The 11,066-nt window shown below is 34.4% G+C and carries 11 protein-coding genes; 8 read left to right on the top strand and 3 right to left on the bottom strand.

The window, feature by feature from the left end; genetic code table 11:
* Positions 1 to 13: 13 nt before the first annotated feature.
* Genes ACZ47B_RS05135 through ACZ47B_RS05125 form a run of 3 tightly spaced genes read right to left on the bottom strand, consistent with a single transcriptional unit; the run spans position 14 to position 3,610 of the window.
* Positions 14 to 1,042 carry a DHH family phosphoesterase gene (locus tag ACZ47B_RS05135; RefSeq protein WP_464895606.1) on the bottom strand — a complete coding sequence of 343 codons (1,029 nt, stop codon included), beginning with the start codon at positions 1,040 to 1,042 and terminating at the stop codon, positions 14 to 16.
* Positions 1,043 to 1,059: 17 nt separating this feature from the next.
* A complete protein-coding gene (gene flhA / locus ACZ47B_RS05130) occupies positions 1,060 to 3,210 on the bottom strand; it encodes a flagellar biosynthesis protein FlhA (RefSeq protein WP_464895605.1) in 2,151 nt (716 codons plus the stop codon).
* 1 nt (position 3,211) lies between these two features.
* The gene (locus ACZ47B_RS05125; RefSeq protein ID WP_464895604.1) at positions 3,212 to 3,610 is read right to left on the bottom strand and encodes an Rrf2 family transcriptional regulator; all 399 of its coding nucleotides are present in this window, start codon (positions 3,608 to 3,610) and stop codon (positions 3,212 to 3,214) included.
* 211 nt (positions 3,611 to 3,821) lie between these two features.
* Between ACZ47B_RS05125 and rpsO the strand changes: the two genes are divergently transcribed.
* From rpsO to ACZ47B_RS05085, 8 genes are all read left to right on the top strand, one after another.
* Positions 3,822 to 4,094, top strand: coding sequence for a 30S ribosomal protein S15 (rpsO, locus tag ACZ47B_RS05120; RefSeq protein WP_464895603.1), 273 nt, complete (start codon positions 3,822 to 3,824; stop codon positions 4,092 to 4,094).
* Between the two features lie 531 nt (positions 4,095 to 4,625).
* Positions 4,626 to 4,865 carry a helix-turn-helix domain-containing protein gene (locus ACZ47B_RS05115; RefSeq protein ID WP_464895602.1) on the top strand — a complete coding sequence of 80 codons (240 nt, stop codon included), beginning with the start codon at positions 4,626 to 4,628 and terminating at the stop codon, positions 4,863 to 4,865.
* Positions 4,866 to 4,869: 4 nt separating this feature from the next.
* Entirely contained in the window at positions 4,870 to 5,028 is a 159-nt protein-coding gene (locus ACZ47B_RS05110; protein WP_464895601.1) for a hypothetical protein, read from the top strand.
* Positions 5,029 to 5,154: 126 nt separating this feature from the next.
* Complete coding sequence (locus ACZ47B_RS05105; RefSeq protein ID WP_464895600.1) at positions 5,155 to 6,126, top strand: tripartite tricarboxylate transporter substrate binding protein; 972 nt, start codon at positions 5,155 to 5,157, stop codon at positions 6,124 to 6,126.
* A gap of 58 nt (positions 6,127 to 6,184) precedes the next feature.
* Positions 6,185 to 6,673 (top strand): tripartite tricarboxylate transporter TctB family protein, encoded by a 489-nt coding sequence (locus ACZ47B_RS05100; protein ID WP_464895599.1) that lies wholly within the window; start codon positions 6,185 to 6,187, stop codon positions 6,671 to 6,673.
* Positions 6,670 to 8,190 (top strand): tripartite tricarboxylate transporter permease, encoded by a 1,521-nt coding sequence (locus ACZ47B_RS05095; RefSeq protein ID WP_464895598.1) that lies wholly within the window; start codon positions 6,670 to 6,672, stop codon positions 8,188 to 8,190. Before ACZ47B_RS05100 ends, ACZ47B_RS05095 begins: the two co-directional genes overlap by 4 nt.
* A 9-nt stretch (positions 8,191 to 8,199) precedes the next feature.
* Positions 8,200 to 8,868: a response regulator transcription factor gene (locus ACZ47B_RS05090; RefSeq protein ID WP_464895597.1), complete on the top strand. Its 669-nt coding sequence runs from the start codon at positions 8,200 to 8,202 to the stop codon at positions 8,866 to 8,868.
* Complete coding sequence (locus ACZ47B_RS05085; protein WP_464895596.1) at positions 8,846 to 11,053, top strand: sensor histidine kinase; 2,208 nt, start codon at positions 8,846 to 8,848, stop codon at positions 11,051 to 11,053. The genes ACZ47B_RS05090 and ACZ47B_RS05085 overlap by 23 nt, the downstream gene beginning before the upstream one ends.
* Positions 11,054 to 11,066 lie beyond the last annotated feature (13 nt).

The following is an 11,066-nucleotide window of genomic DNA, read 5'->3' as shown; positions in this document are numbered from 1 at the left end:
CGTTCCTTTTGTATTATTGATTTTCTGCTTTATATATCGCATCTTCTACCTGTTTTTTTATATTTTCATATAAAAAACTGTCTTTATAGCTTTTAAGTATCCCGCCGCTTGCATTTGCATGCCCTCCACCTTCGAACAACTCTTTTGCCATAACGCTGACATCAACTTTGCCATTCCCTCTTAGTGAAATGTTTCTTCTGGCATTTATATTTAAAAAGAAGTCAAAATCAGGATTTTTTACCAAAAAGTCATTGCCGATGACCGAAACATTTGTAATGGCATATGTAAGTATACCTTTTGCTCCCTTATAATTTATACTCATTTCATCTTTTTTCTTTGTTAAAAGTTCAACGACATATTTTGATACGAGATTGTCAAGCGTGTCATCTTTGCTAAATCCTTTAAAAAACTTCTTTTTGAGCTTGTGCAGTGCATTGTCAAGTGCTATATTGGATGCTGATTTGTCGTAGTATTCATAGGAATTTTCAAGCATACTGAAAATGTATTGATTGTTTTCTCTTGGGAATATTACTCTGTTTACCTCTTTGGCATCGCTGACAAGTTTCAGGCAAACTTTTCCCAGTTCAAAGTATTTGTCGTTTGTAAGCCAAATATCTATGGCATTTGTGACATCGGCAAATTTTTTAAGTTTGTCGTTTGGATGAAACTCTTTTGAGAAATGATCATATGTTATCTTCGTAGCACATCTTTTTTCATCTAAGTTGTACCAGTCAAATTTTTGCGCACACTCAAGTCCTGTTTTGTGATGGTCCAAAAGCAAAAGCTCTATATCTTTTTCGCTCTTTTTTACTTTTTTATCCAAGTCATTTGCCTGCTGCATTGTTAAGTTGAGATCGGTTATGAGTATAAAAGATTTATCCTTGTTATCTTTTTCAATATCATTAAATATTTGCTCTATTTTTTGTGTTATTTCATTGCCATAGTTTGAATTGTAAAAGTTTATATCTTTATAGTACTCTTTAGTTATCAGTTGGCAGCCGTAACCGTCCAAGTCTATATGTGAGAGATGGTAAAGTTTCATTTTTTTCCTTTTTTCAGTTATAAATTTGGTATATCCACGCTTTTTAGCACTTCAAAAGTTACATTTGGATCTATCTCGGCATGACTTAGCACCACTATATCAAGTCCAAATTTTTCAAATATATCCTTGATTGATTTTCTAAGAAGCGGGTCTACTATGAGTATCACAGGTGCTACTCCTTTTTGTAAGACCTCCGCGGCTTCATTGCTCATAGTATCGACTAGGGCGTTAATCTGCCCTATGTTTAAAAGCAAGTCTCTAACACCGTTTTTTTCGCTTAGTTTATCAAGAAGTTTTTGTTCGGTTTGGGTATTTAGTGTAAGAAGTTTCAAAACACCTTTGTCATCTTTGTAGAGATTTGTGATAACTCTTGAGAGTTTGGCTCTTACTTGCTCTACTATGATATCTACATTCTTCGTTATCTCGGCGACATCACTTATGCTTTCAAGTATGGTTATCATATCTTTTATAGGTATCTTTTCATGAAGTAGTGCTTTCAAGACTTTTTGGATGAGTCCTATGTTGGCTACTTTCAAACAGTCCTCTACGACTATAGGATAATCTTTCTTGACATTTTCTATGAGCTTGTTTACTTCCTGGCGAGATAGTAACTCTTCAGCATACTTCTTGATAAGTTCACTCATATGAGTCGAGATCACCGTAGCCGGATCAATGACGGTGTAGCCTTTCATAATGGCTTCATCTTTTATATCGGCATCTATCCATATGGCTTCGAGTCCGAAAGCGGGCTCTTTTGTCGGTATACCTTTTATATCATCTGTTGCAAGCCCACTGTCCATAGCCAAAAATTTATCGGCATATATCTCAGCTTTGCCGATCGATACACCTTTTAAGAGGATTTCATATTCGTTAGGCTGCAAGTGTAGGTTGTCTCTTATCCTAACTTGAGGTATCAAAAATCCATAATCTGTAGCTATCTTCTTTCTCATGCTTTTTATACGGCTTAGTATATCACCGCCTTGAGCGGGATCGGCAAGCTTGACTAGCTGATATCCCAAATCCAACTCCAAAATTTCCTGTTTTAAGATATCCTCAAGATTTTGTTCTTCAAGTTTCTTCTCTTCTTCAGGTGTCAAAACAGGTTCACTCGCAGCTTCTTCCTCACCCTCTGTTTGGGCGAACTCTTTGCCTAAATGCCCCTCTTTGCTCATTTTTATAAGATATCCAAGCGCTAAAAACAAAGCTCCTACAAAAAGTAGAGATATAGTTGGAAGCCCAGGAACCAATGCAAACATAACAAGTATAAACCCGACTATAAAAAGTGTTTTTTGTTCATTTACGAGTTGATTTATGATACCTTCTGCGAAGTTTTCAGTCGATCCGCTTGAACGGGTTATGATGATACCGGTTGCGGTTGAAACTATAAGTGCCGGAATTTGTGAAACCAATCCGTCACCTATGGTTAAAATGGTAAAAGTTTTGGCACTGTTTGCCAAGTCCATGTCGTACTGAAACATACCTATCAAAAAACCGCCTATGATGTTGATAATGGTTATGATGATCCCCGCAATCGCATCACCTTTTACAAACTTACTCGAACCATCCATCGCTCCGTAAAAATTCGCTTCACTTATGATGGCTTCTCTTCTTTGTCTTGCTGTTTTTTCATCAATCAGTCCGGCATTGAGATCTGCATCTATCGCCATCTGTTTTCCGGGCATTGCATCAAGGGTAAATCTTGCCGCTACTTCGGCAACCCTGGTCGAACCTTTTGTGATGACTATAAAGTTTATCAGTACAAGTATGGTAAAAACGATGATGCCAATGACATAATTACCTCCCACTACAAACTGCCCGAAACTATCTATAATGCTACTTACTGCTGAGGGACCCTCATAACCTTTGCTTAAAATCATCCTTGTAGTAGCGATATTCAGCGAAAGTCTATAGAGGGTTACTATGAGTATCAGTGTCGGAAAAGTTGTAAGGTCTGTCGGTTTTGGAACATAAAGTGATATAAGAAGGATCAAAACCGATACCGAAATGGAAATGGTAAGAAAAAAGTCAAGCATATAGCTTGGCAACGGTACTATGATGATGGCAAGTATCGCTATGATAAGAGCGACTATGGTCAAATCTTTCGATCTGACTATAAAATCAACATATGGTGATAAAAATCCTAAAAATTTTCTCTTTCTTGAGGACATTTTACATGATATCTTTAAGTGAAATTTCCGATAAAAAAAGATCTATCTTCATCTGAAGTCTGTTTAAAAAAGGCCATATCAAACAAATATCGGCTTTATTGCTTTTGCATTCGCTTTGGGAAGAAGAGCATTCAAAAACCGTAGGAGATTTTTTCTCTGCAAACTCTATCACTTCCAAAACAGATATATCTTCAGGTTTTTTTGAAAGTTTGAAGCCGCCTTTTGCACCCTTGTAAGAGACAAGTATGCCATTTTTTGCCAAGCTTTGCAGTATCTTGGCTAAAAAACTTTTTGAGATATCCAGCTTTTTTGATAATGTTTCAACATCAACGGCATCATCTTCTTTGGATATTACTATAAGTGAAAGCAGGGCATATTCACTGGCTTTTGTGAGTAGCATAATGTTCCTTTGATGTAAATAGGACTAATATTGTACTAAATATTATCTAATCTTTATATTAATTTATCCATCCTTTTATATCTAATTTCTATCTTATTTGTAAATTTTCAACATAAAAGGACGGATTTATGTTTTTTTTTGTATAATTCCATTCCAATTAAATTTGAAACTGATAGTTTCAGGTTTAAAATATACCAATCAGGAGGTCATTATGGCTTTGGATTCGGCGAAAAAGATGGAAATCATCAAAGAATTTGCCAGAAAAGATGGAGATACAGGTTCTACTGAAGTTCAAATCGCACTTTTAAGCGAGAGAATCAAGTATTTAACAGAGCATTTAAAAGTCAACAAGAAAGATCACAGTTCAAGACTCGGTCTTTTAAAACTTGTCGGACAAAGAAAAAGACTCTTAAGATATCTTAAGAAAAAAGATTTTGATACTTACACAAAAGTTATCACCGCTCTTTCAATAAGAGACAAATAATACAAGGGAGAGATAAACTCTCCCGATATTTCTTCATACTATACACCCATTATCGTATCTAAAATACCCAAATTTACACAATAAAACAGAAAATTAACCAAAAAATCTAATATTTAAGTTTAAATATATATTATTTTTTCTATAATATACGCTATATCGTATATAACAACAGAAAAAGGATGCTGTTTTTCTTATATCATAGATATATTTAAACAAATATCTACCGTTATATACTTTTATGGGCATCTCTAAAAACCCTATACGGATCATAGAAGCTTAAGTTGGGGTGAGATTTGAATAATAAAATTTGAAGTACTAGCCATAGCTAATTCGAAAATTTTATTATTTGAAGATCGCCCCAAATTAAGCTTCCCTTCGGGCATTAAGAGGTGGATTATATACGGCGTTAAATGTTTTTGAATTAGCTACGGCTAGTCCTGCAAACATTTGCCTTGTCTATAACCCACCTCTTAATGCTATGACCGCATAGGGTTTTTAGAGATGCCCTTATTTTAAAAAATATGGTGCTTAATGGAAATAAATGATATATTCAATCTTTTGCATAACGCTATAGAAGCTCAAAATTTTGGTAAAAAAATTTCCCAAAAAGAGATGGCAAAAAAACTTGGAGTTTCCATGAGAACATATCAGGATTGGAGGCTTGGCAACTCCAAACCCCAAGCGGTGATGGCGGTTTTCAAACTACTTAGCGAACTTGATGATGATGAAGTTTTAAGAGTGGTAAAAAGAGTAAAAAAAGAGATAGGATGATTTTATGGCAGTAACACTAAGCGAACAGGAAAAACAGGCTTTAAATGATGTCTTTATCTCCATAGGACAAAAAAAGAGTTTATTTTATAAAATCACTAACTACATAGGAATTTTACTAGCTTATATGTTAAAAGCTAAAAAGAATAGAATAAAAAAGATATAAATTTTATCCTATCCTTCCTATCTTGCAACCATAAAACACTACAAATATAAAAATTTTTCTATCATTTGATTTTTCTTACATTTTTTTTTAATATCATTACGGTAATTTTATTGTAAAGGAGAAAAAATGAGAAACCAAATCGGTAAAGTTTATAGAAATGTTATTTTAACATTTTTGTTTGTATCGGGAATGGCAGTAAGTTCTGTCGCAAGTAGTGTAAATTATATACATTTTTTGATTCCAGGTGGAGCCGGAGGAGGCTGGGACGGAACAGCCAGGGGTGTCGGTGAAGCTTTGACAAAATCAGGTCTTGTCAAAAAGGTTTCATACGAAAACATGTCAGGAGGCGGAGGCGGAAAAGCCATAGCTTATCTTATAAAAACCGCACCAAGACAAAAAGATACCATGATGGTAAACTCTACTCCTATCGTTATAAGATCACTTCAGGGAGTTTTTCCTCAATCTTTTCGTGATTTGACCCTTATCGCTTCAGTTATAGCGGATTATCAAGTCTTGGTTGTCAGGCCAGATTCTAAGTACAAGTCTTGGGTAGATGTCTTAAAAGCCTTTAAAGCAAATCCGAAAAAATTAAAAATCGCCGGTGGAAGTTCAAGAGGAAGCATGGACCATCTTGTAGCAGCTGAGATATTTAAAGCTGCAGGAGGAGACCCCAAGGCTGTCAGGTATGTTCCTTATGACGCAGGTGGTAAAGCATTGGCAGGGCTTTTAACCGGTGAAGTTGATGTGCTTTCAACAGGTCTTGGTGAAGTTTTGGATAAACATAAAAAAGGACAAGTCAGGATAATAGGTGTAACATCAAAAAAACCTTTTGAAGGGATACCTTCCTTTATCAGTATGGGTACAAATGCTTATTTTGCAAATTGGAGAGGATTCTTTGGGGCACCGAATTTAAGTAAAAAAAGAGTAGCCGCTTTACAAGAAGTTTTGAAAGAGATGTACTCTACTCCTGAGTGGGAAGTGGTGAGAAAAAGAAACGGTTGGACAAATCTTTATCAACCCGGAGAAAAGTTTAGAGTTTTTTTGGAAAATCAAGAAAAAACTATCGGTTCTTTGATGAAAGAGATGGGATTTTTATAATAGCTTAAAAGGAGGGTGAAACAGCCCTCCTACCTGTTTACAAACGAAGGAGGATACAATGGTAAAAAGTCGTATAGGGGCGCTGTTTTTTTTCATATTTTCAGCGTTTTATTTTTATAAATCCTTTGAAATACATTTGTTAAGAAGTACACTCTCAGATGTTATGACAGCCAGGACATTTCCATATTATCTTGGTATTATGGGGATGGTAATTTCCGCATTAATTTTAATTTTTTCATTTATCAAAATAGATAAAAACGATCTGCTTGATTTGGAAAAATTAAGAACATATGATTTTAAAAAGGGTATTTATCTGGTTTTAGCGATGCTGTTTTACGGATATACGATAAGAAGTCTCGGATTTGTCATATCCACTATCATCTTTTTGATCATCGGTTTTAAGGTGCTTGAAGAAAAAAACTGGAAAGTCATAATCTTGACATCTTTTGGTGTAAGTATCATCTTTTGGCTTCTTTTAACGCAGCTTTTGGGTATATATGTTGAAAACGGTATGATTTTTAGATATTTTTTAGGAGCACAGTCATGATGCACGGTATTTGGCTTGGCGTTACGACGGCTTTTTCCGGGTACAATATTTTCATGGTCGCCATAGGTGCATTTGCAGGAACATTTATCGGTATGTTGCCCGGTCTTGGACCCATTTCGGCTATAGCTTTGATGATCCCTGTCACTTACGGCATGGATCCGTCTTCGGCTTTGATATTGATTGCGGGAGTATATTACGGCGCTATATTTGGAGGTTCAACATCTTCCATACTTATCAATGCTCCGGGTGTTGCAGGAACTGTGGCAACCTCATTTGACGGATATCCGATGGCAAAGCAGGGTCATGCAGGAAAGGCTTTGGCTATAGCTGCTTACGCTTCTTTTTCCGGAGGAACGATAGCTGCTATATTTTTACTTTTTGCAGCTCCGGCACTTGCAAAAGTATCGCTTAGTTTTCAATCATCTGATTATTTTGCATTGATGGTTTTAGGACTTACGGCAGTGGCGGCATTTGCAGGGAAAGGCAAATTTTTAAAAGCTGCTATGATGACGATATTTGGCTTGATACTGGCAACTGTAGGTACAGATGCGGATAGTGGCGTGTCAAGATATACATTTGGTAATATGAATCTAATAGACGGCATAAGTTTTTTACTTTTAGCCATGGCATCTTTTGCCCTTTCGGAAGCTTTGATGAATGTTATAGAAAATAACAAATTGACAAAAGAGGAGAAAGAAGCTTTAAAAAAGGAGATAGGAAGTTTAAAGCTAACCAAAAAAGAGTTTAAAACCATTGCCCCTGTTATAGGCAGGTCTTCGATACTTGGTTTTTTTATAGGGGTTTTACCGGGAGCCGGAGCTACTATAGCTTCATTTTTGGCTTATGGTATGGAAAGAAGTATAGCAAGTGCCAAGGAAAAATTAAAATTTGGTAAAGGCAGTCTTAGAGGCTTGGCAGCGCCGGAGAGTGCAAACAATGCCGCAAGTTCAGGCTCTTTTGTACCGCTTTTAACTCTTGGAATACCTGGAAGTGGAACAACGGCAGTGATACTTGGTGCTTTGATATCCTATGGTATACAGCCAGGACCAACTTTGTATACTGAGCATCCGGCTCTTTTTTGGTCGGTTATCATATCCATGTATATAGGAAATGTTATACTTTTGATTTTAAATCTGCCTCTTATTCCCTATATCGCCAAGCTTTTGGCAACGCCAAAACAGATACTTTTACCTTTGGTAATGTTTTTTTCACTTATAGGGGTCTATCTTGTTTCGTTTAATACTTTTGATATATATTTAATGGTAATATTTGCCATAGTTGCGGTTTTTTTAAGGATTATGGACTATCCTATGGCTCCTATGATACTGGGTTTTATACTTGGAGGTATGATGGAAAACAATCTTCGCAGAGCTTTAACCATAAGCGACGGTTCGCTAAGTTTTCTGTGGGAAAGACCTATAACGGCTACTATACTGGTCATCACAGTTATACTACTTGCCTGGCCATTGATAACTCCGTTTATAAAGGGTAAGATGGAGGAAGGTGAAAACAGATGAGGCAAAAGGATGGAAGATTTCAGTGATTTTACTATACTTTATATAGAAGACAATAAAGGAGTAAGAGAGGTAAATATCAGAATTTTAAAAAGAATGTTCAAAGAAGTTTTTGAAGCTGATGACGGGGAGGCAGGATATAGGTCATATCTTGAAAAAAAGCCTGATATCATTATAAGTGATATCAAAATGCCAAATATGAACGGTATAGAGCTTGTAAAAAAGATAAGAAAAACCGATGACAAAACAAAAATCATCATCACAACGGCATTCAGTGATGAAAAATACCTTATCGATGCAGTCGAACTTGGACTTGAACGCTATATAGTCAAGCCCATAACAAAACGAAACCTTATACCGGCACTGAAAAAAGCCGTATCAGGCATAAAAAAACAAAAAAGACTCTATTTTGATAAAAATTTTTACTACGATTATGAAAATCGACTCTTTTATCACAATGATAAAGAGATAGAAATGACAAAAAAAGAGTTGTGTTTTTTAAGATTGTTGGTAAAAAATATCAATAGTATCGTTTCATACAATATGATAGAACAGGAAGTCTGGGAAGATGAGTATATGAGCAAAAACTCACTTAGAACAACTATAGGATTTTTGAGAAAAAAACTACCTAAAAATATCATAAAAAATATATCAAATCTTGGATATAAGCTGGTACAGTAAATTGGACATCCAAAACAAAACCAATGAAGAAAAAAATATAAGGAAAATAATCCTCTTAAGCTCCACAGTTATCATTACACTCGTTTCATTTACTATAGCTTACATGCTTATAAAACTTCAGTTAAAAGAGTTTAAAACCCATCTTGATACTTTTAAAAATACTCTTATCCAAAGAGAAAAATTCACCATAAAGTCAAATATAGAAAATTTGAAAGAAGATATAGCTTATGAAAAAAAAGCCAACAAAGCAAGGATAAAACAAAGCATTGAAAACCAAACGAAGATAGCTGTCAAATTGGCAAGACTGATTTATCTTGAAAATAAAAAATTACCAAAAAAAGAGATAATTCAAAAAATTAAAAAAGCCATACAAAATATTTCCATAAAAAAAGAGGGTGTGAATTATTTTATATTTGACGGCAGCGGTACTTTTTTGTTGAATACAAAATACAAAAAATATGAAGGAGAAAATTTTCTAGACTTTAAAGATTTAAATGATAAAGAGTTTGTTAAAGAAATCATAGAAAAATCAAAAACAAAAAATTCATTTGTCGATTTTTTGTGGTACAAGCCAGACAGTAGTAAAGCGGAGAGAAAAATAGTATATGCGAAATATATAAAAGATTTGGATATAGTTATAAGTTCAGGAAGATATATAGGAACAAATGAATTTAGCGAAAGATACATAACAAACAAGTTGAAAAAAAGAAAGTTAAGTGATGATGATTTTATACTGATGTATAAAATCGGAAGTTTAAGCGATATAAAAAGATACTCCAAGTTGATATTGGCACGTAATATAAAAGTATCCAAAAATACACTAAATTTAGTTCAAAAAATTCTACTCTCAAGCAACTATGGTGGAGATATATTTTTTGAAACAAAAGATAAACTTATGTATGGAGTTTTTTTTCGCTCACTTAGGATATTTTTAGCCTACGGCATGGATTTAAAACGCTTAAATGAAATCATAAATGCCGAAACCAAACTGTCAAATGAAAACTTACAGGAAAAAATCATATCTTTGGTTTTGAGCATATCAGCCATAACGCTTATATTTTTCATATTTTCATATTTTATTTCAACAAAAATCGAGACAATCTTCAAAGATTATCGTCAAAAAGTTATAAACAATGAAAGAAAATATCAACTACTGTTTAACCATAGTAATGACGGTTTTATCATATCAAAGATAACTGATAGCAAAAAAGCTATCATCATCAGTACGAATATGATAGCGAAAAAGATCAGTGGTTACGGGATGAATATATTGGGTAAAAATTTCTTTGATCTTCTGGAAGAGTTTGATACAAAATCCCTGCTCAAACATACAGAATCATTGGGGAAAGCTATCTTGATAGCAAAAGACGGTAGTAAAAAAACCATAGAATTAAGTTGTGTCGTTTACAGGCATGATGAGGAGATACTTCTTTTTGCGTCACTTAGGGATATAAGTGAAAGAATTAACCTCAAAATAGAAAAAAACAGACAGGAAAAACTTTTGATTCAAAAGTCAAAAATGGCTTCGATGGGTGAAATGATAGGCAATATCGCTCATCAGTGGAGACAACCTATCTCTGAACTTTCAGGCCTGTTTTTCGATATAGAATCAGCTTATGATTATGGGGAATTGGATAAAAAGTATCTATCAAAGCGAACAGATGAAGCAAACGACTTACTGGAGTATCTATCAAAAACTATAGATGATTTTAAAGAATTTTACAACCCAAATTCCAAAAGAGAAAATTTTTATCTATTAAAGAGTATCAAAAAAGCTCTTTCTATCATCCACTCCTCTTTTAAATATCACAATATAAAAGTTCATGTGGATGTAGATAAGGATATAGTCTTATACGGATATTCCAATGAATTTTCCCAAGTATTGCTAAATATCCTCTCAAATGCAAAAGAGATAGCGCTTATAAGAGAAGTAAAAAAACCAAATATAAAAATATATGTAAAGAGACAAAAAAACAAGACCATGCTTTTTATAGAGGATAACTGTGGCGGGATAGAAGAGGAGAATGCGGAAAAAATATTTGAGCCATATTTTACGACAAAATATGATTATGGAACGGGCATAGGGCTGTATATGTCTAAAATCATCATAGAAAACAAGATGGAAGGCAAGATATATGCAGAAAATTTTAAGTCAAAAGGAGCGAGGTTCGTCATAGTGATATAAATCCATTTTTTGG

It is taken from the genome of Thiofractor thiocamini, from assembly GCF_055384375.1.
Note: the sequence above shows the minus strand (reverse complement) of the source record. Positions and strands in the feature narration are given on the sequence as shown.

Excerpts from the sequence above, each read along its gene's own strand:
- flhA (WP_464895605.1), bottom strand. The coding sequence starts at position 3,210 with ATGTCCTCAAGAAAGAGAAAATTTTTAGGATTTTTATCACCATATGTT.
- ACZ47B_RS05115 (WP_464895602.1), top strand. The coding sequence starts at position 4,626 with ATGGAAATAAATGATATATTCAATCTTTTGCATAACGCTATAGAAGCT.
- ACZ47B_RS05125 (WP_464895604.1), bottom strand. The coding sequence starts at position 3,610 with ATGCTACTCACAAAAGCCAGTGAATATGCCCTGCTTTCACTTATAGTA.
- ACZ47B_RS05110 (WP_464895601.1), top strand. The coding sequence starts at position 4,870 with ATGGCAGTAACACTAAGCGAACAGGAAAAACAGGCTTTAAATGATGTC.
- ACZ47B_RS05105 (WP_464895600.1), top strand. The coding sequence starts at position 5,155 with ATGAGAAACCAAATCGGTAAAGTTTATAGAAATGTTATTTTAACATTT.
- ACZ47B_RS05100 (WP_464895599.1), top strand. The coding sequence starts at position 6,185 with ATGGTAAAAAGTCGTATAGGGGCGCTGTTTTTTTTCATATTTTCAGCG.
- ACZ47B_RS05090 (WP_464895597.1), top strand. The coding sequence starts at position 8,200 with ATGGAAGATTTCAGTGATTTTACTATACTTTATATAGAAGACAATAAA.
- ACZ47B_RS05135 (WP_464895606.1), bottom strand. The coding sequence starts at position 1,042 with ATGAAACTTTACCATCTCTCACATATAGACTTGGACGGTTACGGCTGC.
- rpsO (WP_464895603.1), top strand. The coding sequence starts at position 3,822 with ATGGCTTTGGATTCGGCGAAAAAGATGGAAATCATCAAAGAATTTGCC.
- ACZ47B_RS05095 (WP_464895598.1), top strand. The coding sequence starts at position 6,670 with ATGATGCACGGTATTTGGCTTGGCGTTACGACGGCTTTTTCCGGGTAC.